This is a genomic window from Sphingomonas xanthus, from assembly GCF_007998985.1.
In the GTDB taxonomy this organism is placed as follows: Bacteria; Pseudomonadota; Alphaproteobacteria; order Sphingomonadales; family Sphingomonadaceae; genus Sphingomicrobium; species Sphingomicrobium xanthum.
Map to the genome: position 1 here is coordinate 1786065 of NZ_CP041659.1, position 21356 is coordinate 1807420.

A 21356-nucleotide genomic window follows, 5' to 3' on the forward strand; every position below is an offset into this window, starting at 1 on the left:
GTGCGCTTGATATTCGCATTGTCATGCCTTGTGGCTGCGGGCGTCGCGGTTGCCCAGCCGACCGCCGCCCAGGACCGCCCGGCCGCGCAACGGCCGGTCCATCTTGTCGTTCTAACCAAGGCGGGACCGAATTTCGCCAAGTTGGGGGACATGCGGTCCCAGGCACTGGCGCACCGCGACATTTACCTCGACCTCACCGCCAAGGGGGAAGTCATCGTCAGCGGGCCTTTCGTCGGCGAGCCGGTGCTTGGGCTTACCGTCTTCCGGCAGGGCGTCGACGAGGCCGCGATCCGCGCACGCTTGACCAACGACGCCATCATCCAGGCCGGCGTGCTTGAGATCGAATTCCGGCAATGGTCGATCCAGATGGGCGGCCTTCCATCGCCGGAGGGACCGACGGAATGACCCGCACCGACTGGACCCGCGCCGAAATCGCGGACCTCTTTGACTTGCCGTTCACCGAGCTGCTGTTCCGCGCGGCCGAGGTACACCGGGCGCATCATGCCGCGGGAGAGGTGCAGCTATGTACCCTGCTATCGATCAAGACCGGCGGCTGCCCGGAGGATTGCGGCTATTGCAGCCAATCGGCGCATGCAAAGTCGGGGCTCAAGGCCGAGAAGTTGATGGACGTCGAGGCCGTGCTGGCCGCGGCGGCGGAGGCTAGGGCGCATGGATCTCGGCGTTTCTGCATGGGCGCGGCGTGGCGCGAGCCCAAGGACCGCGACATGGCCAAAGTCTGTGCCATGGTCGCGGGGGTGAAGGCGATGGGGCTGGAAACCTGTATGACGCTGGGCATGCTGACGGCCACGCAGGCGCGCCAGCTCAAGGAAGCTGGCCTCGACTATTACAACCATAATATCGACACCTCACCCGAACATTATGGCGAGATCATCTCGACCCGAACCTTCCAGGAGCGGCTCGACACGCTGGATGAAGTTCGCGAAGCTGGCATCAGCGTCTGCTGCGGCGGGATCGTCGGTATGGGCGAAGCCCGCGCCGACCGGGTTGGCTTCATCCACGCGCTCGCGACGCTGCCGCGTCACCCGGAAAGCGTGCCCGTCAATGCGCTGGTGCCGGTCAAGGGCACGGTGCTGGGCGATATGTTTGCCGGCGAAAAGATGATCGACGATATCGAGTTCGTTCGCACCGTTGCCGTCGCGCGGATCACCATGCCGCGATCGATGGTGCGCCTGTCGGCGGGACGCGAGAGCATGAGCGAGGCGGCGCAGGCGCTATGCTTCCTTGCCGGCGCCAACAGCATCTTTACCGGCGACAAGTTGCTGACCACTGCCAATGCCGGCGACAGCGCTGACGCGGCGATGCTGGCCAAGCTGGGGTTGAAGCCGATGGAAAACGCCGAACCAATGCGAGCGATGGAGAAGGCCTGAGTGATCAAGTCGCTGCTCATCGCCAATCGCGGGGAAATCGCCTGCCGCATCATCCGCACCGCGCGAATGATGGGTATTCGCACCATCGCCGTCTATTCGGACTCCGACACTAAGTCGCTGCACGTCCGCATGGCCGACGAGGCGGTCCATATCGGCCCGTCGCCGGCGCGCGAAAGCTACCTTGTCGGCGACAAGATCATCGCCGCGGCGAAGGACGCGGGGGCGGAGGCGATCCACCCGGGTTATGGCTTCCTCAGCGAAAATGCCGACTTCGCTCAAGACGTGATCGGTGCCGGGCTGGTCTGGGTCGGACCCAAACCGGACTCGATCCGCGCGATGGGCCTCAAGGACGCCGCCAAGACATTGATGGCCGAAGCCGGGGTCCCGGTGACGCCCGGCTATATGGGAGACAACCAGGATCCGGCTTTCCTTGCCGAGCAAGCGGCAGACATCGGCTATCCAGTGCTTATCAAGGCGGTCGCGGGCGGCGGCGGTAAGGGGATGCGCAAGGTCGACCGGGCGGAGGATTTCCTCGACGCGTTGGAAAGCTGCCAGCGCGAGGCGGCGTCGAGCTTCGGCAACGATGTCGTGCTGATCGAGAAATACATCCTCTCGCCGCGCCATATCGAGGTGCAGGTATTCGGCGACAGCCATGGCAATGTCGTCCACCTGTTCGAACGAGACTGTTCGCTGCAGCGCCGCCACCAAAAGGTGATCGAGGAAGCGCCCGCGCCGGGCATGGACGATGCCACCCGCGAAGCCGTGTGCAGTGCCGCGGTCCGCGCCGCGCAGGCGGTCGATTACGAGGGCGCCGGCACGATCGAATTCATCGCCGACGCTTCGGAGGGTCTTCGCGCCGACCGCATCTGGTTCATGGAAATGAACACGCGGCTTCAGGTCGAGCATCCGGTAACCGAGGAGATCACCGGTCAGGACCTAGTCGAATGGCAGCTGCGGGTCGCCAGTGGGGAGCCGCTGCCGCTTTCGCAGGACGATCTGTCGATTGATGGCTGGGCGATCGAGGCGCGGCTCTATGCCGAGGATCCCGCCAAGGGATTCATGCCAAGCGTCGGGCGGCTCGACCATTTCGACCTCGGCGAAGAAGGGCGGATCGAGACCGGCGTAGAAGAGGGCGATGCCATCTCCCCATTTTACGATCCGATGATCGCCAAGCTGGTTGCGCGCGGCGATGACCGGGGAGAGGCAATCGGGGCGTTGGCGGCAATCCTCGATGAAGTTGAGGTCTGGCCGGTCAGGACCAATGCCGGCTTCCTGTTCAACGCGCTGCTCGACGAGGATTTCGGCCGTGGTCATGTCGATACGGGCTTCATCGAGCGCAAGATCGATACTCTCGTCCCACCGGTCGAGCCGGACGATACCCTGTGGCGCGGCGCTGCAGCCGTTGCCAGCGCGGAAGAGGATGAAGAGGCGACCGGGCTTGCCGGCTTTCGGCTAAACGCGCCGATGCGCAGTGGAGCTGTGCTGGGGCTGGGCGGGAGCTTTCGCCATGTCCCGCTGGACGATGGCGAGCCGGTAGCGGCAGTGTCGGGTTTTCGCCACGATGAGCGCGTCGTCATTTTCTACGAGGGCCAGGCGCATGAGTTCGACCGCGCCGCGCGGGGCACCGTTGGCCATGGCGCCCATGACGGGGAAATTCTCGCGCCGATGCCCGGCAAGGTCACCAGTGTCGAAGTGTCGCAGGGTGACAAGGTTGCGAAGGGGCAACGGTTGCTGACGTTAGAAGCCATGAAAATGGAACATGGGCTGACCGCCCCCTTCGATGGAATCGTGGCCGAATTAAACGCCACCGCCGGCGCGCAAGTCGTGGTCGAGGCGGTGCTCGCGGTGATTGAAAAGGAACAGGCATGAAGATCGACGGAACGGCAGCAGTGGTAACCGGCGGCGCTTCGGGACTGGGCGAGGCGACCGCGCGGGCGCTCGCGGCGAAGGGCGCGAAGGTCGCCATCTTCGACCGTGACGTGGAACGCGGGGAAAAGGTCGCGCGCGAGATCGGCGGCATTTTCTGCGAAGTCGACGTGACCAGCGACGAGAAGGTCGCGGCCGCGTTCGACAAGGCCCGCGAAGCCCATGGGCAGGAGCGAATCCTGGTCAATTGCGCAGGGGTTGCCAACGCGGTGAAGACCGTCGGCCGCGACAAGGAGACCAAGGAGCCTAAGCGCTACCCGTTGCACCAGTTCGAACTGGCGATCGCGATCAACCTGGTCGGGACATTCCGCTGCATCGCCAACTCTGCCTATGGCATGGTAAGCGCCGACCCGCTGGACGATGGCGAGCGCGGCGTGATCATCAATACTGCGAGCGTCGCAGCGCAAGACGGACAGATCGGCCAGGCGGCCTATTCTGCCTCGAAGGGCGGGGTGCTGGGGATGGCCCTGCCGATCGCGCGTGACCTGATGAACGACGGGGTGCGCGTAAACACCATCCTTCCGGGCGTGTTCAAGACGCCGATGGTGGCGATGATGCCGCCCAACGTCCAGGACGCACTGGGTGCGCAGGTGCCATTCCCGAAGCGCTTGGGCCAGGCCGAAGAATATGCCCGGCTCGCCTGCTTCATCGTCGAGAATGTCTATCTGAACGCGGAAGCAATCCGGTTGGACGGCGGGATCCGGATGGCGCCGCGTTGATGCGTGAACTGGGGTTGCTCGATGCCTTGAACGTCGCTGCTCGCGAAGCAGGGGCAGAGATATTGAAGCTGGTCAAAGCCGGATTCGAGGTCGAGACCAAGGGCGACCAATCTCCTGTCACCGTCTGCGACAGGGCGGCGGAGCGCGTCATCCTCGAGGCGCTCGCCGCCGCCGCGCCCGGCGTTCCGGTGATCGCCGAGGAGGAAGTCGCGGCTGGCCGGATCCCGGCGCATGGCGACACCTATTTCCTCGTTGATCCGCTTGACGGCACGAAGGAATTCGTCCGCGGCGGCGACGATTATACCGTCAACATCGGCCTCATTGCCGAGGGCGTGCCGCGTCTTGGGGTGGTTTATCAGCCGGCGACCGACACGCTGTGGAGCGGCCTCGCCGGCGAGGGCGCCTTCGTCGAACGCGGCGGCGAGCGTCGCGCCATCGCGTGCCGCCCGCTCGGCGAGGTCCGCGCCGCAGTTGCCTCCAAGTCCCACCTCACCCAAGCGACAGTTGACTATCTCGCCGAAGTGATCGGCCTTTGCGAGCATGTGTCGGTCGGGTCGTCGTTGAAATTCTGCATCGTCGCCGAGGGCAAGGCAGACATTTATCCCCGCCTGTCGCCGACCAGCGAGTGGGACACCGCCGCCGGCCATGCCGTGCTGCTGGCCGCGGGCGGGCGGGTCGACGGGCTCGACGGATCGCCGCTTGCCTATGGCAAGCCCGCCTTCCTCAACCTCGGCTTTTGCGCCACCGCGGGATGGCAGGCGCCGCCGATCGCGCCGTTCATGGAGCCGTTCGGCGGCGGCGGTGACCTTCCCCAAGGCGTCTAAGCTTCAGGAGGGAGCGCCCGGCAGCCAGTCGTGCGAGCTGTCGGGTGCGCTTATCACTTCCGGATCATGGGCAAAGCCGACATCGCGAAGCCAGTCGATCTAGCCCCGGGCGGCCGTGATCCGCGGGCGAGTGAAGCGATGCGCCGCTACTTCAAGGAAGTGGGCAAGGAGGCCTCAATCTGCAGTCCTTTGGACATGGTGGGCGCTGACGGGCTCGAACCGCCGACCCTCTCGGTGTAAACGAGATGCTCTACCAACTGAGCTAAGCGCCCGCGCGATGCGGTGAGGGGCCGATGCCACGTGCATGGCCCGACAGCAAGCCCCGAAGGCGCAGGGCCCCCGCCGACCTCAGGCGCCGGGCGTTGCCTGCACGTCGAGCGTCCGGCTGCCCGGATGTTTCTTGTCGAGATGCTTCCTCACGATCCGCAGATTGCGCGTGTTCGACCGGAAGAAAAAGTCGGGGATCGCCCCGATTACCGGGATTGCGCCCAGCAGCATGTCAAAGCCGATGTTGCCGGCCATCCGCGCGACCTGCCATTTCGACATGCCGAGGTTGCGGGCTTCCCAGGCGATATAGCTGCCGAGTGCCGCGGCGCTGATCGTGCCGACACCCGGAATAAGGCTGAGGATCACGTCGAGCCCGACCGGCTTGTTAATTCCCGGGACGACGAACATCCGTTCGAGAATCTGTTCCATCCCTTCGATGCGCTGTCGGACCGATGCCGGATCGGAGCCCAGGCCCGGCAGTTCGCGGCGCATCTTAGGGGTCGGCTGGTCGATTGGTTCCATCAGGGTGCGTTCCCGCTGAAGTTGGTGTCGGCAAGGCCCACTAACGTGTGGCGTGCAAATGGGTTCTCGGCGAAGCCCGGGACCCGGCCCGAAACCAGTGACCAACGCACCGGCGCTGCGACGGCCATGAACAACTGCCCTTCGTCCATCAGGCGCGCCGCTTCGAGGAACAGCGCCGCGCGCTGCCGCGGATCGCGCGTCGTCCGTGCGGCGAACAACATGTCGTCGGCCTCCTCAATGCAGATCGCGGCGACATCGCACCGGAACCGCCGCAGGAACCAGGCCGGCGATCCCGAAGGTGCCACCTCGTCGATCCAGATGAGGTCTGCCGACGCCGCTGAGGGCGCCCGTTCGACTGTGATGCCGAGATAGGCCCAATCGAAGCGCAGCCGCCCAAACAGATAGTCGCCCCCGGGGCCATCTGGCAGCGCAAGCCGCAGCGTTGGCCGTTCTTCCGCGCCGAACAGGCGATTGCCCTCGGCAACCAATGCGGCACGCCGTTCGTCGATGGGCTGGTCGAGCCAACCGGGCTGGGCAGGCTGGCCGATGCCGTCGAGACCTGCCTGCAGCAAGGTCGCACGCGACGTCAGGCCATCGACATGGAGGCCGGAAACCAGCGCCTGCCGGTCGATTGCCCGGGACAGCAGGCGGCGGACTTGTTCGTCCTGCAAGAACTCGCTGCGCCGGGTCGGGGCCAGACCGAACAGACCGGCGACCGGATCGAAACGCCGCGCCCCGCGCGGGACCTTGGCGGCCATGGCATAGGGCAGGTCACCGACCGTTCCGCCGACCACCAGGTCGATCTTGCGCTCCGCAAAGGCGGCAACCAGCGCCTCGGCTTCGCCGCCACGCAGTCGCACCTGTTCGACCGGGTCTTCTGCGCCCGCGATGCGGATGCGGCGGCTGAGCAGCAAGCCATCTGGCTTGTCCCCATCGGCGGCGGCCTCGGCGGAAAGTTGGAAGGGGCCGGTCCCGACGCTGGCGCGAACCAGCCCGAGTTCGGGCTGTGCGAGCAGCTGGAGAAGATTGGGGCGGGCGGCGTTAAGGCGGATTTCGATCACCCGCTCCGTCATCGCCACCACTTCGTCGACCGCTCCGAGAGAGTCCTTCATCGGATTCTTGCTGACAGCGCGAAGCTGGCGGCCGACTATGCGCGCAATCTCATCGGCGCGAATCTTGCGGCCGTCGGCCCATTCACCGGTCTGCAGGCGGAAAATATAGCTGAGCCCGTCGTCGCTGACGTTCCACCGCTCGGCGAGACCCGGAACGACCTGACCGCGTTCGTCGAAGCGGACCAGCCCCTGCGCGACGCTCGACCTTAACAAAGCCTCCCCTGGGGTGAGCGGCTTTTCGACCGTCTCGACTAGCCGCGGCTCGGGCCCGATCGCACCCACTTCGACGATCCCGCCCTGCCGCCCATCGCAGCTGGCCAGTGTCAGGAGCAGGAAGATGGCGTGAATGCAGCGACCCATTGCGGCAACGGGTTTAGCCTTAAACCGCGGTTCAGCAACCACTGGATATTCCCGCCGAACTGTTTTAGTGGTGTAAGGCAGTGCGGCTGAAGGGAAGCAATGGCGGACGACTATAGTCGCAGCGACGACCAGCGGATCTGGCAGCGCGGCGGGCTGGATATCGAAAATCTGCCCGATCCCTTCGCCACGATCCCGCCTCCGGACGCGCCGACCCCTCCCGCGCCGCCAAAGCGTCGCCGCTGGCTGCGCTGGGGCATCACCGCTTTCGGCGCATTATTGCTTGTCACCTTGCTGTGGCTGGTGATCACCGCGCCGCTCGGCCGGGCGCTTGAGCCGCTCGACGATCCGGCGATGCTGCTGGTTAGCGCCGAAGGGCGACCGATCGCTCGGCGCGGCGCGATCAAGGACAGACCGGTCGAGATCGCCGACCTTGATCCGCTCACTCCCTCGGCCTTCATTGCCATCGAAGACCGCCGTTTTCGTACCCATTGGGGAATCGATCCGCGCGCGATCGGCCGGGCGCTTGTCGCCAACGCGCGGGCGGGCGGCGTTCGCCAAGGTGGCAGCACGCTGACCCAGCAGCTGGCAAAGACCAGCTTTCTTTCCTCCGATCGCTCGATGAAACGCAAGGCACAGGAAGTGATCATCGCTTTTTGGCTTGAAGGCTGGTTGACCAAGGACGAAATCCTGTCGCGCTACCTGTCCTCGGTCTATTTCGGTGATGGGGTCTATGGGCTTCGGGCGGCCTCGCGCCACTATTTCAATCGGGAACCGGAACGATTGAACCTGGCCCAGTCGGCTATGCTTGCGGGCATGGTCCAGGCGCCATCGCGGCTCGCGCCGACGCGCAACCTCGCGCTTGCCCAGAAACGCAGCCGGCTCGTCCTTCAGGCGATGGCCGACACCGGGGTGATCAGCCAATCGCGCGCGGAGTCAACTCGCTCGGCACGGCCCAGCGGAACCGTCAGCACGGTACCCACGGGCACCTATTTCGCTGACTGGGTCGCCCCGCAAGCAGCCCAAGCTTTCGATGCCGACTATGGTCAGATCAAGGTACCGACCACGCTCGATGCCGATCTTCAACGGATTGCGGTCCGCGCGGTCGCGAATGCGTCGATCAACGGGGCGCAGGCCGCGCTGGTGGCGATGCGGCCCGACGGGCGAGTCGTAGCGATGGTCGGCGGCACAAATTACGGCAAGAGCCCGTTCAACCGCGCGACGCAGGCACGGCGCCAGCCGGGCAGCGCGTTCAAGCTGTTCGTCTATCTGGCGGCGCTTCGTGCAGGCTATGGTCCCGACAGCCTCATCGACGATGGACCAATCACAGTCGATGGATGGTCGCCGGGCAACAGCGACAAGGTGCATCGCGGCAAGATCACCCTGCGCGAAGCCTTTTCGCGGTCCAGCAACACGGCGACGGTGCGACTGGCCGAACAGGTCGGCCGGCAGAATGTCATTCGCGCCGCCCGCGACCTCGGCATCGATTCGCCGCTGACCGACCGCCCAAGCCTGGCGCTGGGTACCTCGGGGGTCAGCCTGATCGAGCTTACCGCCGCCTATGCGGCGATTGCAGGCGGCCGTTATCCTGTCGAGCCGCATGGCCTTCCGCCTCAAGCGGAGGCGGACCAGGCCGGCCTGTCAGCCTTTTTTGCGCGCGGCGGAAGGTTGGACGATCGGCGCGACCGGGCCCCGATGATGGAATTGTTATGGGCTGCGGCCAATGAAGGCACGGGGCGCCGCGCCGCCCTTTGGTTGCCGACGTTCGGCAAGACCGGGACCACCCAGAATAATCGCGATGCCCTGTTCGTTGGCTTTGCCGGCAACCTGGTGGTCGGGGTGTGGGTAGGCCGCGACGACAATGAGTCGCTCGGCAAGATCAGCGGCGGGACTGCCCCGGCCCAGATCTGGCGACGCTTCATGTCGTCGGCGATCGCAATCGACGGTCGCCAGGGCCCGCCCTTGCCGGACGGATTCCGCGTGCCCAACCGGCAGCGGCAGTCCGAAAAACGGCAAAGCCCGGTCCCCAGCGAGTGGAGCGAAGGGGGCGAGGCGGTGCGCCAGATTCTGGACTTCGTCGAGAAGCTGATCGAGGAAAATTGACCGCAGCCGGGATAAAATCGCGGTAAACGATCGGAAACCCGCGCTCTTAACTCTTTTACAACCCTTCCAGCATTATTCCCTCAATCAACCGACGCGCCGTTCTTTCGCGAAGGTGGGGAGTGTGGATCCCCAGTGTGGAGCTGTGAAGGAGACCAGAGATGGCCAAGTTTCTGAAACTGATCAAAAATAACAAGGGCGCGACCGCGATTGAGTACGGTCTGATTGCCGCTCTCATTGCTGTTGCGGCGATTGCCGCTATGGGCAACATCGGTAACAGCCTGGGCAGCACGTTCAACAACGTGTCGAACGAACTGAACTAATCGGTTCGAAGGCTGAAGATTGGCGGCGGCGTCGAAAGGCGCCGCCGCTTTTCGTTGTTTTCGCAGCGCAGCTTGGCGCGGACCCGAAGAAAGAGCTAAGGGAGGCTATGCGGATCCACTTCGCCCTGCCGGCTCTCGGCCTGCTCGCCCCTTCAGCGGCGGCGGCCGATCCCGTTCCAGCCAAGCCGGTCGAATTTCGGCTGACGCCGGAGCAGATCGAACAGGTCTTGGCCGATGCCGAGCGCAAGCCCAGGGCGGCACCAGAGGCTCTCATCGAAAAAGAACAGGCGCGACCAATCCACGGCGAAGTCGGGGTGACGGTCGGCAGCGACGGCACCCGGGCGGCATTCGGCACGGCGGTCGTCCCGCTGGCCGACGATGGCATTGCAATCCTGTCGGTCGATGCGGGCCGTTACCGGCAGCCATTATGGGTCAGCCAAAGACCGGAAAAGCGCTAGGCACTGCCAATCGCCAAGCGGAGCTTCCCGCCTAGCTCCGTAAAATCATTGCGGACCGTCGAGCCTCGGCTATGACCGCCCAAGCCATGCAGCACAACGGGCTACAGCAAATCTTCGAGGAGCATCGCCAGCCCTTGCTTCGGTACCTCCGTGCGCATGGCGCCGGGGAAGCGGCGGAAGATTTGCTGCAGGAGCTTTGGCTTAAAGTCGTTGCCTCGCTTCCCGGGCCGGTGGCGAACCCGCGAAGCTATCTGTTCCGTGCCGCGACCAACTTGATGATCGACTGGCGTAGATCGAGCGCGCAAGCGCATCGGCGCGATGTCGAATGGGCTGGCCTTACCGACAGGCTTCCGGGATCGGCCGCCAACGATCCGGGTCCCGAGCGTATGGTGGAGGGGCGGCGCCAACTCGATCTTGTAGAGGCGAGGCTGGCCACGCTTCCCGCCCGCGCCGTGTCGATTTTCCGTCAGCATCGGATCGAAGGCATCACCCAGCGGAAGATCGCGGCGGCAATGGGGCTGAGCGCCAGCACCGTCGAGGCCGACCTGCGCATCGTCTATCGCTTGCTCGCCGAGCTGAAGGAGAAGCTCGATGAGGAATAAGGCGGCGGACTCCGTCTCTACGGGTATGAGGTGGCAATGACGATCAACCCCGACCGTAAGGCGGCGGCCCTCGATTGGCTCGTCCGGACCAATGATCCGGAGTTCGACGGCTGGGACGAATTTACGACCTGGCTAGAAGAATGTCCGGCCAATGCCGAGGCCTATCATGCGCTTGCGGACGCAGAGGCGCAGATGCTGCCCTTCCTCGATGCCGTCCCTGCCGGGTCCCGGCCCGCTCGCGTCGCCCGGCCTCGCCGCATGGCGCTGGCCGCCGGAATTGCGGTGCTGGCGGCGGCGGGAGCCGCGCTGCTCGCGCCCCGGATGATGCCGATCGACTATAGCACCGGCCCGGGTGAGGTGCGGCTGGTGTCGCTTGGCGGCCAGGATGAGCTGGTTCTGAACGGCGATACCAGGCTGGAGCTGGCCGGCTGGGATCGCCGGGACATCCGACTCCACCGCGGCCAATTGCTGCTGCGCCTGCATGAGCAGGATCGTGATGGCGTCAGGGTCATGAGCGGAGACCTCGAGCTGGTCGATGTCGGTACAGTATTCGAAGTGTCTCGTGACGGCCGCGAAACCCGGGTACTCGTCAGCGAAGGCGCGGTTATCGCCGATCCTGGCGGGGCCCGGTTGAAGCTTTCTCCGGGCGAACGGCTGGATACCGAGGACGGGGCGTCGGTGCTGCGCGCCCAATCCGCCGATGCCTCCTCGGTCGGTTCCTTCGAGCGTGGTCAGCTGGCCTATGTCGACGAACCACTGGACAATGTGGTCGCCGACCTCCGCCGATCGACAGGGCTCGACTTTTCGGCGAATGCGACTATCAGCGCGCGGCGATTTACGGGTACCTTGTCGGTCGAGGCGATACGGCGCGACCCGCGTTCGCTCGAACCATTGTTGGGCGTCCCGATCGAACGATCGGGCAGAGGCTGGAATTTGGGAGGAAAGGTCTAGCGATCCGGACGCTCTACGTTGGCGCGCCGCTCTGTGCGCTCCTGTCCCTCGCCACTCCCGGCTATGCCGCTTCCCGACTGATCGATGTCCCTGCCGGGACGGTCGGGCAGGTGGCGTTCGCCATCGGCAGGCAAGCCGGCGTCAATATTTCCATCCCTCAACAGCATTTGCTCGCCCGCGCGGCCCCGGCAGTCCGCGGTCGGCTGAGCGCTGCCGAAGCCTTGTCCCATCTAGCCCGGGGAAGCGGGCTTCGGGTCAAGCAGGTTGGCGGAAATAGCTATCTTCTGGTTCCGGCGCCCAGGGTCGCTGCGGCCGAGCCGTTAAGGAAGCCTGCAAGGGCGGTCGCCGTCGCGACCATCCCGCAGGAACCCGAGACCGCGCCGCAAGACATCGTCGTCACGGCAAGCAAGCGCGACCTGCTATCGCGGCGCTTTCCCGGACAATGGTCGCGCATCGATGGAGAGGAATTCGGGCCGCTCGGTGTGACCGGCATCGAAGCGGTCGAAGCACGATCGGTCGGCTTTTCGTCGACCCATCTCGGTGCCGGCCGCAACAAATTATTCATTCGCGGGATCGCCGATTCCAGCTTCAGCGGCGCCACCCAGTCGCCGGTCGGCCAATATTTCGGCGACATGCGGACCGGCTATAGCGGTCCCGACCCCGACCTGAAGCTGGTCGACATGGAGGCGGTCGAAATCCTCGAGGGCCCGCAAGGGACGCTCTATGGGTCGGGAGCGCTTGGCGGGATTGTCTTGCTGAAACCCAACATGCCGGCCTTCGGCGAATTGTCGGGCCGGGCGGTCGTCGGCGGATCGTTGACCTGGCACGGCGATGCTGGCCACGACTCCTCGATAATGCTCAACCTGCCGTTGGGTGCTAATTCGGCCCTTCGCGCCATCGCGTACCAGGCGACCGAGGGCGGCTACATCGACAATGTCGCAACGGGCGAGGACGACATCAACACAGTTGGCGTAACCGGCGCCCGCGCGACCTTGTCGGCGGAGCTGATGCCTGGGTGGATCGTCGACCTGTCAGGACTTGCCCAGCGCATCGACGGTGACGACAGCCAATATGCCGACGGCGCGATGTCGGGATTGGCACGCGACAGCCTCGTCGCCCAGCCGTTCGAATCCGCCTTCAAACTTGCCAGCCTGGTCGTACGCAAGGACAGCGGCGCGGTCCGTTTTCGCTCGACCACCGGCGGCAGCTGGCAGGACGTCGACGAACATTTCGACGCCTCGACGCGCGACGCCGTGCGCCGGCTTGGGCAGTACAGCCGGGCCCGCGCGCTGAGCAACGAAACGCGCGTCTGGCGGCCGATGGCTGATGGCTATAGCTGGCTGATCGGTTTCAGCTCCATCGCCCATCGCTACAAGGTGCATCGCGACCTGCGGTCGGATGACACCACCAGCGACTTGTCGGGGGTAGAGAACCGGGTTCGCGAAACCACGCTTTACGGCGAGCTGGGGGCCGAGTTGCTGCCGGCGATTGAGGCTAGCGTGGGCGGGCGCTTTAGCGTGACCCGACTGACCGGGTCGGGCCAGCACCTCAGCCCGCCCAACCTCGCGGAACTGGTCGGGAGCGATCCCGATCGGACCGAGCGCCGTTTTCTGCCGTCGGCGGCGCTGCTCGCCCGGCCAACCGAGGGCCTCACCGTCTACGGTCGTTACCAGCAAGGCTTTCGTCCCGGCGGTCTGTCGATTTCCGCGGATACGGTGCGGCTTTACCGCAATGACCGTCTTGGAACCGCCGAGTTGGGATTCCGCTACAGCCTGCCCCTCCGACATGGTTTCGACCTGCACGGCAGCGCAACGCGAAGCGCCTGGTCGGACATCCAGGCCGATTTCCTGGATCCTGCCGGCCTTCCGGTAACCGCTAACATCGGTGACGGGCGCGTATGGACTGTCACCGTCAATGGCGGTGTCCGGTTGACGCCGGCGCTCCGGCTGTCGGCCGGAGTGGCCTGGAACGAGGGCCGGATTACCAAGCCGACCGACGATTTTCGTACGCTGATGGTCGGGTCCGACACGGACCCGATGGAAATTCCCAACATCGCCAAGGTCATCGCCCGCGGGTCGGTGGATTGGCGCCACCGTCTCGGCGGCGAGTGGCACATCGAGGCTAACGCCTACGCCCGCTATGTCGGGCGCTCGCGACTGGGGGTGGGGCCATATCTTGGCGAACGGCAGGGCGAGTATGTCGATTCCGGGCTGGTCCTGCGGGCGTTCGACCAGCGCCGGGCGATCTCGCTCACCGTAACCAATCTTACCGACGAGGTTGGCAACCGCTTCGCCTTTGGCGCGCCGATCGCCAGTGGCGCCGATCAGCTCACCCCCTTGCGTCCACGCACCATCCGACTGGGCTTTGAGCAGGCCTTCTAGAATTTTTTCCAAGGCAAGGCGCGGGCGGCTCCGTCTGATCGGCTGAAGCGCATCCGCTGCCCGGCGGCTGCGATGACCAGCTGAATGGGGAGCCTTAATGCGTCACTTGCTGTTTGCCTCGACCTGCCTCGTTGCCATCGCAACTCCAGCCGCGGCCGAGACGACGATCTCCACGACTGTTACCGGCCCAGTCCGCACGTCGACGGTGAAAACCGGCGGGCTACCCGACGATATCCTGATCAACTCGTCGGGGATCGTGAACGGCACCGTCGGCGGCGGTGTCATTATCGACAGCAACCACAAGCTCAATAACCAGGGCATCATCCAGATCGGGAATGTGAACAACGTCGTCGGCGTGGATGTCGCAGCGGGGGTCACCAGCGACATTACCATCAGCGGCAAGATCATCGTTGACGAGCCTTACACGCCGACCGATGCCGACAATGACGGCGATCTCGACGGTCCGTTCGCGGTCGGCAGCGGGCGCTTCGGCATCCGCACCAATGGCGCGATGACCGGCAACATCCTGGTCGCATCGGGCGCGACGATTACCGTCGAGGGCAACGACAGCGCGGGCATCTATCTTGGCGGGCCGCTGACCGGGAATTTCCGTCACGACGGTACGACCAGCGTGCTTGGCAACAATGTGATCGGCGTCCGCTTGTCGGACGTCAGCGGGAAGGCGCGGCTGGCAGGCATCATTTCCGCGAAGGGGCAGGGCGCGATCGCCGTTCATTCCACCGGCAACATCGCAGGAGCAATGGAGTTGCAGGGCACGATCGTCGCTACCGGCTATCGTTCCACCACGGCCCCAGCGGACCCGTCCAAGCTTGATGCCGACGACCTGCTGCAGGGCGGTCCCGCAGTTTCGATCGAAGGCAATGTCGGAAAGGGGATCATCCTTGCGGTCCCTCCCAAGGACAATAGCCCGACCAACAATGATGAAGACAATGACGGCATCGAAGATGCCAAGGAAGGGACCGCTTCGATTATTTCCTACGGTTCCGCCGCGGCGCTGCGGGTCGGGTCTGCCGGCGCAGTCTCCATCGGCGCAACCGAAGGGACCGGGACCGGGTTCGGGCTCATCGTCGACGGCAGTATCCTGGGTTCGGGCGTCTACACCGGAGTCAACGGCAACGCGCTGCAGCTGGGCGGCATGGGCGGGACCGTATCCATTGCTAACGGCATCGGCGTGAATGGAACGATCGAAGCCAAGTCGCTCGACCGGCAGGCCACCGCCGTCCGGTTCGGCGCTGGCGCGACGACCCCCGAACTTCGCAACGCCGGCAAGATCCTGGCGAGCAGCGGCAATCATGCGTCGGCGGGTGCGACGGCGGTGAATGTCGAGGCCGGCGCGAATCTGCCCCTGTTGCGCAACAGCGGGCAGATCAAGGCCTCGACCGGCGCCGACGGGACGGCGATCGCCATCATCGATAATTCGGGCACCCTCGGTTTGATCGAGAACAGCGGCGCGATCACCGCCAGCGGCGCAACCGCCACCTCGACTCGGAACGTCGCCATCGACCTCAGCGCCAACGGCGGCGGTACGACGGTCAAGCAGACAGTCGTCGCGGCCGGTTTCGCCGCGCCCTCGATCAGCGGCGACATCAAGTTCGGGACGGGCAATGACACGCTCGACGTCGCCGACGGCAAGCTGGCGGGCAACGTCAGCTTCGGGACCGGGGACAATCGTTTCCTGCTGTCGGGTGACGCAGTCGCCGTAGGAAAGCTGAGCTTCGGCGCCGGCTCGGATCAACTCACCATGAGCGGGACATCGGCCTTCGACGGATCGGTCGACTTCGGCGGGGGCAGCGACATGCTGACCATTAGCGGGACATCGTCCTTCACCGGCCAGCTGACCAACTCTACGGGTGTCGCGGTAGCGGTGGACAAGGGCACCTTCGGGGTCGTCAAGACGGCAAACATCGCCTCGCTCGACGTCACCAATGGTGGCACGTTCGCCGTGTCGCTAAGCAATGCGGCCGGCGAATCCAGCCTGCTAAACGTCAGTGGCGCCGCCAGCTTCGCAGCCGGATCCAAGCTTCAGCTGAACGTTGCCAATGTCGCCCAGGCAGAGGGCAATTTCGTGGTTCTCAACGCCGGTACACTGACCGGCGCGAGCAACCTTGCGGCGACGAGCGAAATGCTGCCCTTCCTTTACAAGGGAACGCTGGCGGTTTCGGGCAATCAGGTTTCGGTCAACATCAGCCGGAAAAGCGGCTCCGAACTTGGCCTCAACCGGTCCGAGCGAGCCGCCTACAATGCGGTTTATGAGGCGCTGACCACCGACGACGACGTCGGCGACAGCTTCCTCGCGATCCGCAACCAGAAGGAATTCGTTGGCCAGATCCGCCAAATGCTGCCCGAACATGCCGGCGGTGCTTTCGAAGCGGTGACCATGGGCGACCGCGCGGTGGCCCGAATGCTAAATGATCCCAAGGAACCCTATGAGGACGATGGCGGAGTCGACGTCACCTTCGGCCAGGTCGCCTGGGGCTCGTCGAAGAGCATCGGCAACACCGCGGGCTATGAGATTGGCGGATGGGGGGCATCGGGTACCGCGGAGCTGTCGACCGGCTTTGGCAGGCTTGGCGCCACGCTGAGCTACCTGTGGGGCAAGGATGACGACAAGGCGACCGACAATTCGGTCACCGCCAACCAATATTCTCTTGCGGCCCACTGGCGTTTGCGGACCGGCGGTCTGCAGCTGGGCGCGCGGGGCAGCTATTCCTTCGTCAGCTTCGAGGGACAGCGCTACTTCAAGGCCGGTGAGGGCGATGACCTGATCGAGCGCACGATCAAGGGCGACTGGAACGGATCGATGGTCTCGGGCACCGCCTTCGGCAGCTATGAGCTGTGGGCTGGGTCATTCTTCATCCGTCCCTCGGCAAGCGTCGAATATCACCGGCTGAGCGAAGACAAATATCGGGAAAAGGGCGGTGGCAGTGCACTCGACCTCGCCGTCGACAAGCGCACCAGCGACGAGCTGGCGGTCAACGGATTGATGATCGCCGGCTTCGAGTGGGGCGCCCGTCGTCCGACCGAAGGCTATTTCCGGGTCGAGCTTGAAGGCGGCCGGCGGCAGATCGTCGGCGGATCGCTGGGCAAGACCACCGCAAGGTTTGAAGATGGCGACCGCTTCACCCTGACCCCCGAAAAGCGTGACAGCGGCTGGGTTGCCCGGCTGCGCGGGATCGGGGGCGGCAGCGGGTTCCGCATCGCCGGCGAGCTTGGCGCCGAAGAGCGGGAGAAGAAGGTAGGAATTTCAGCTCGGGCGAGCCTTGTCCTAGGCATTTAGCGCCCGAGTGCCGCCGTCCCGCTGAGAAACCCCTAACATCCCCGGCGGGGCGGCGGCATCTCGAAATCGGCCAGGTTCGTGGCCCTGCGGCTCGAGCCATCGAGGCTCTTTCGGCCCGCGGCACGCCTGGGGTGGATTCGCCCGCGGGTTGATAAACGACCCGATCGCCGTCATAGGCGGGCCTTCGCCGGACCCGACCCGATCGGGTGGCTCGGCCGGGCGCCAATCCCCCGGACAACTTTTGAGACTTTGCGTTGAGGCAGCCTGCTGCTCGCCCCCAAAGGTTCGATCTGCTGATCAGGTAATTATGTTCAAATCCGCATCGCTTCGCCGCGAGTGGTTAAGCAACCCGCGTGGCGACATTCTCGCCGGGATCGTCGTGGCGCTGGCACTGATCCCGGAAGCCATCGGCTTTTCGATCATCGCGGGCGTCGACCCCAAGGTTGGTCTTTACGCATCATTCTCTATCGCCGTGATCATCGCCCTCGTTGGCGGTCGCCCCGGCATGGTATCGGCGGCAACGGCTGCGGTGGCCGTGCTGGTCGTACCGCTGGTCAGGGATCATGGCGTCGAATATCTGTTCGCGGCGACGGTGCTCATGGGCCTTTTGCAGATCGTTGCCGGCCTGTTGCGCCTGGACCGCCTGATGCAATTCGTATCGCGCTCCGTCGTCACCGGGTTCATCAACGCCCTCGCGATCCTAATCTTCATGGCCCAGGTGCCGCAACTGATCGGCGTAACGTGGCATACCTATGCGATGGTCATCGCAGGGCTGGCGATCATTTACCTGCTGCCGCGCCTGACCCGCGCGATCCCTTCGCCGCTGGTCGCCATCGTCCTCTTGTCACTGTTCGCGGTGTGGCAAGCGATGCCGGTCAACCGGGTAGGGGATATGGGGACGCTGCCGGGGGCTTTGCCCGCATTCCTAATCCCCGATGTTCCCTTCACCCTGGAAACGCTGCGAATCATCCTGCCCTATTCGCTGACCATGGCTGTGGTCGGTTTGCTCGAGAGTCTGCTGACCGCACAGATTGTTGACGAACTGACCGACACGCCTTCCGACAAGAACCGCGAGACCAGGGGCCAGGGCATCGCCAACTTCGTGACCGGCTTCTTCGGCGGCATGGGAGGCTGCGCGATGATCGGGCAATCGGTGATCAACGTGAAGTCCGGCGGGCAGACGCGTCTGTCGACCTTTACCGCAGGGACGGTCTTGCTGTTCCTGATCGTCGTGCTTGGGCCTTGGGTGGCACAGATCCCGATGCCCGCACTGGTGGCGGTGATGATCATGGTGTCGATCGGTACGTTTAGCTGGACGTCGATAAAGAATATCCGCCATCATCCCTGGCACAGCTCGGCCGTCATGATTGCGACGGTGATCGTCGTGGTTTGGACCCACGACCTGGCGAAGGGCGTGCTTGCCGGAGTGCTCCTCAGCGGCCTGTTCTTCGCTAGCAAGGTTCGCAACCTCTATTCGGTGGCCACGACGGCAAGCGCCGACGGAAGCGTGCGCAGCTATGCCATTACAGGGGAAATATTCTTCGCCTCGGTCGAACGATTCATGGCCAGTTTCGATTTCAAGGAAGTCGTCGACCGCGTCGTCATCGATGTGTCGCGCGCCCATTTCTGGGACATTTCCGCCGTGGCCGCGCTCGACAAGGCAGTCATGAAGTTCCGCCGCGAAGGGACGGATGTGGATGTTGTCGGACTGAACGAAGCGAGCGCGACCATGGTCGACCGCTTCGGGGTTCATGATAAGCCAGGCGCGCAAGATGCGCTGCAGACGCATTGAGGAGGCCGAGAAGATGAAGCTGCTCGCCTGTATCGACTTGTCCGAATATGCGTCCAGCGTGTGTGACCACGCCGCGTGGCTGGCGACCCGCCTGGATGGATCGGTCGAGCTTCTGCACATCCTTCAGCGCAAGGATGCAATGACCGCGCGCAACGATCTCAGCGGCGCCCTAGGCCTGGGGGCCAAGTCATCGCTGCTCGAAGAGCTGGTGGCCATCGAGGAGGCCGAAGCCAAGTTGGCGCGCGAGAATGGCAAGGCCTTGCTTGCCGTGTCGATCGAACGGCTGCGCGGCGCCGGCGTGAACTCTATCGAGGCCGTTCACCGGCATGGCGGGATCGTCGAAACGATCATCGAGCGTGAGCAGGACGCCGACATGGTGGTGATCGGCAAGCGCGGCGCTTCGGCGGACTTCGCCGAGGGGCATCTGGGCAGCAAGGTCGAACGGGTCATCCGGGAAAGCATCAGGCCCGTCCTGGTCGCAAGCCGCACGTTCAGGCCGATCCACCGCGCGATGATCGCCTTCGACGGCGGCTTGAGCGCCCGCAAGGCGGTTAGCTTCGCGGCAACCTCTGCCCTGTTCGCCGACGTCGCCATCACGGTCGTGCTGGTTGGCAAGGAAACTGACAGGAGCCGCGACGCGCTCAGATGGGCTACCGAAGTCCTTGGCGAACGGTGCAGTAGGGCCGAGACGGTGGCCGGCGACGTGGACGCTACCCTGCTGGCCGAAGCCCGCCATCGGCAAGCCGATCTCGTCATCATGGGCGCTTATGGGCACTCGCCCCTGCGGAGCCTGATCGTCGGCAGCACTGCAACGGCGATGATGCAAGGCCTCGGGCTGCCAATTCTCCTATTCCGCTGACCGGAGCTTGGGCCAGCTGGCGGTTGCGGCGCCGCAACCGCGCAACGGATCGCGGAGCACGAGGCGCGGGAAGACTTTTTCCTGGGATTTCCTCAGCCCATTAAGGGGTTGAGGACGGATGGTGGAGCCGAGGGGGATCGAACCCCTGACCTTCGCAATGCCATTGCGACGCTCTCCCAGCTGAGCTACGGCCCCGTCCGGACGCGCCCTTTAGGGGATGCTTTCCCATCTGCCAACGGGAAAAATGCCCCTATTGGGCCGCGTTGATCAATTCTCGTCGTCTTCGTCCTTCTTGCTGACGCCCAGGTCGTCGTCGCCGGTGCTGAGGTCGACTTCGTCGTCGGCGCTCGGCTCCTCGTCGTCGTCGGGGACCAGGTCCTCGGCGCCCAGATCTTCGTCTTCCTTGGTTTCCTTTTCAGGCGACGCCGTTTCGAACGGCAGCGGCTGTTTTGACTTGAGCACCGGCTCCGGTGCCCAGGTGTTACCGCATTCAATGCAGGTTACGGGCTCGTCATTGCCGAGATCGTAAAAGCGGGTCGAGCACTTGGGGCAGGTGCGCTTGGTGCCCCATTCGGGTTTGACCATCGGGTCATATCTCCATGAAGGTGGCGGGTCCGCGGCGGCCCGGCCAGTAATCGGCGGGCGCCTTGCCATAGGCCGGTGCGCCTGTCAAAGCGCGGCCCCATGTCCAACCGCATTCGTCCCATCGTCATCGCGGTCGACGGCCCCGCCGCAAGCGGCAAGGGCACCATCGCCCGCGCGCTGGCCCGCCATTTCGACCTGCCGCACATGGATACGGGCATGCTTTATCGGGCGGTTGCGCTGACGTTGTTCCGATTTGGCGGTGATCCGGCTAGCGCGTTCGAGGCGCTTCGGGCGTGCGACGGCGTGGCCCAGGTCGATCCGACCGATCCCGACCTGCGCAGTGAGATCGTGGGTTCGATCGCAAGCCGCATTTCCGCCTACCCCGACGTGCGCGCCGCCTTGCTCGACCGGCAGCGCCACTTTGCCTCCCGCTCATCGGGCGCGGTTCTGGACGGTCGCGATATCGGCACGGTGATCGTGCCGGACGCGAGAGCCAAGCTGTTCGTTACCGCGTCCCCTGAGGTGCGCGCCCAGCGCCGCCTCGCCGAACTGGTCGGGCGGGGGGGCACTGCCCACCTTGAAGATGTACTGATCGACATTCGCGCCCGCGATGCGCGGGATTCGGGTCGGGCCGCGGCACCGCTTGCCCAAGCGGTCGACGCCGACCTACTCGACACCAGCGACCTTTCGGTGGACGAGGCGGTTGCCGCCGCGATCCGGTTGGTCGCGCAGCGGATCGGCGCGACCGCGAACGGCTGAGCCGAAACCGTTCGCTTCCCTTGTAGAATGTATCCCGTTCCGCTATGCGCCCGCCGTCCGGCGGAGTGGGCTGTTCCGCGGGTGCCCGTCAGCTACGGCGAGCGATTAGGGGCCGGGAAGCAAGTTTCCCCGG

General features: G+C 64.8%; 18 protein-coding genes, 2 tRNA genes and 1 other annotated feature. Of the genes, 15 read left to right on the forward strand and 5 right to left on the reverse strand.

Annotated features, from left to right (window positions below):
- The 5 genes from FMM02_RS09005 to cysQ are packed head-to-tail and all read left to right on the forward strand — an operon-like array spanning nucleotide 1 to nucleotide 4857.
- A complete protein-coding gene (locus FMM02_RS09005; protein WP_147494527.1) occupies nucleotides 1-405 on the forward strand; it encodes a YciI family protein in 405 nt (134 codons plus the stop codon).
- On the forward strand, nucleotides 402-1388 hold the full coding sequence (gene bioB / locus FMM02_RS09010) for a biotin synthase BioB (protein WP_342782505.1): 987 nt from the start codon (nucleotides 402-404) through the stop codon (nucleotides 1386-1388). The genes FMM02_RS09005 and bioB overlap by 4 nt, the downstream gene beginning before the upstream one ends.
- Nucleotides 1389-3257: an acetyl/propionyl/methylcrotonyl-CoA carboxylase subunit alpha gene (locus FMM02_RS09015; RefSeq protein WP_147494529.1), complete on the forward strand. Its 1869-nt coding sequence runs from the start codon at nucleotides 1389-1391 to the stop codon at nucleotides 3255-3257.
- A complete protein-coding gene (locus tag FMM02_RS09020) occupies nucleotides 3254-4033 on the forward strand; it encodes an SDR family NAD(P)-dependent oxidoreductase (protein ID WP_147494530.1) in 780 nt (259 codons plus the stop codon). The genes FMM02_RS09015 and FMM02_RS09020 overlap by 4 nt, the downstream gene beginning before the upstream one ends.
- A complete protein-coding gene (gene cysQ, locus FMM02_RS09025) occupies nucleotides 4033-4857 on the forward strand; it encodes a 3'(2'),5'-bisphosphate nucleotidase CysQ (protein ID WP_147494531.1) in 825 nt (274 codons plus the stop codon). Before FMM02_RS09020 ends, cysQ begins: the two co-directional genes overlap by 1 nt.
- Before the next feature lie 196 nt (nucleotides 4858-5053).
- Here the strand turns inward: cysQ and FMM02_RS09030 are convergent.
- From FMM02_RS09030 to FMM02_RS09040, 3 genes are all read right to left on the reverse strand, one after another.
- Nucleotides 5054-5129: transfer RNA gene (locus tag FMM02_RS09030), tRNA-Val, on the reverse strand.
- 76 nt (nucleotides 5130-5205) lie between these two features.
- A complete protein-coding gene (locus FMM02_RS09035; RefSeq protein WP_246104761.1) occupies nucleotides 5206-5646 on the reverse strand; it encodes a DUF4112 domain-containing protein in 441 nt (146 codons plus the stop codon).
- Complete coding sequence (locus tag FMM02_RS09040; protein ID WP_147494532.1) at nucleotides 5646-7118, reverse strand: ABC transporter substrate-binding protein; 1473 nt, start codon at nucleotides 7116-7118, stop codon at nucleotides 5646-5648. Before FMM02_RS09040 ends, FMM02_RS09035 begins: the two co-directional genes overlap by 1 nt.
- A gap of 99 nt (nucleotides 7119-7217) precedes the next feature.
- On the opposite strand from FMM02_RS09040, the gene FMM02_RS09045 reads away from it, so the two are divergent.
- From FMM02_RS09045 to FMM02_RS09085, 9 genes are all read left to right on the forward strand, one after another.
- Nucleotides 7218-9218, forward strand: coding sequence for a transglycosylase domain-containing protein (locus tag FMM02_RS09045; RefSeq protein ID WP_147494533.1), 2001 nt, complete (start codon nucleotides 7218-7220; stop codon nucleotides 9216-9218).
- 158 nt (nucleotides 9219-9376) lie between these two features.
- Nucleotides 9377-9538: a Flp family type IVb pilin gene (locus FMM02_RS09050; RefSeq protein ID WP_147494534.1), complete on the forward strand. Its 162-nt coding sequence runs from the start codon at nucleotides 9377-9379 to the stop codon at nucleotides 9536-9538.
- Between the two features lie 107 nt (nucleotides 9539-9645).
- Nucleotides 9646-9996 carry a hypothetical protein gene (locus FMM02_RS09055; protein WP_147494535.1) on the forward strand — a complete coding sequence of 117 codons (351 nt, stop codon included), beginning with the start codon at nucleotides 9646-9648 and terminating at the stop codon, nucleotides 9994-9996.
- 71 nt (nucleotides 9997-10067) lie between these two features.
- Entirely contained in the window at nucleotides 10068-10598 is a 531-nt protein-coding gene (locus FMM02_RS09060) for an RNA polymerase sigma factor (RefSeq protein ID WP_246104762.1), read from the forward strand.
- Nucleotides 10599-10634: 36 nt separating this feature from the next.
- Nucleotides 10635-11549: a FecR family protein gene (locus FMM02_RS09065; protein WP_147494536.1), complete on the forward strand. Its 915-nt coding sequence runs from the start codon at nucleotides 10635-10637 to the stop codon at nucleotides 11547-11549.
- 110 nt (nucleotides 11550-11659) lie between these two features.
- On the forward strand, nucleotides 11660-13930 hold the full coding sequence (locus tag FMM02_RS09070) for a TonB-dependent receptor (protein WP_187107751.1): 2271 nt from the start codon (nucleotides 11660-11662) through the stop codon (nucleotides 13928-13930).
- Between the two features lie 97 nt (nucleotides 13931-14027).
- A complete protein-coding gene (locus FMM02_RS09075) occupies nucleotides 14028-17228 on the forward strand; it encodes an autotransporter outer membrane beta-barrel domain-containing protein (RefSeq protein ID WP_147494538.1) in 3201 nt (1066 codons plus the stop codon).
- Between the two features lie 186 nt (nucleotides 17229-17414).
- Nucleotides 17415-17468: a sequence feature (sul1 is cis-regulatory element that is thought to sense ions involved in sulfur or methionine metabolism; They are found in Alphaproteobacteria), on the forward strand.
- 67 nt (nucleotides 17469-17535) lie between these two features.
- Entirely contained in the window at nucleotides 17536-19020 is a 1485-nt protein-coding gene (locus FMM02_RS09080; protein ID WP_147494539.1) for a SulP family inorganic anion transporter, read from the forward strand.
- Nucleotides 19001-19879: a universal stress protein gene (locus FMM02_RS09085; RefSeq protein WP_246104763.1), complete on the forward strand. Its 879-nt coding sequence runs from the start codon at nucleotides 19001-19003 to the stop codon at nucleotides 19877-19879. Before FMM02_RS09080 ends, FMM02_RS09085 begins: the two co-directional genes overlap by 20 nt.
- A 119-nt stretch (nucleotides 19880-19998) precedes the next feature.
- Here the strand turns inward: FMM02_RS09085 and FMM02_RS09090 are convergent.
- Nucleotides 19999-20074, reverse strand: a tRNA-Ala gene (locus tag FMM02_RS09090).
- A 72-nt stretch (nucleotides 20075-20146) separates the two neighbouring features.
- Nucleotides 20147-20464, reverse strand: coding sequence for a TIGR02300 family protein (locus FMM02_RS09095; RefSeq protein ID WP_147494540.1), 318 nt, complete (start codon nucleotides 20462-20464; stop codon nucleotides 20147-20149).
- A gap of 120 nt (nucleotides 20465-20584) precedes the next feature.
- Between FMM02_RS09095 and FMM02_RS09100 the strand changes: the two genes are divergently transcribed.
- The gene (locus FMM02_RS09100; RefSeq protein WP_147495050.1) at nucleotides 20585-21223 is read left to right on the forward strand and encodes a (d)CMP kinase; all 639 of its coding nucleotides are present in this window, start codon (nucleotides 20585-20587) and stop codon (nucleotides 21221-21223) included.
- Nucleotides 21224-21356: the final 133 nt, after the last annotated feature.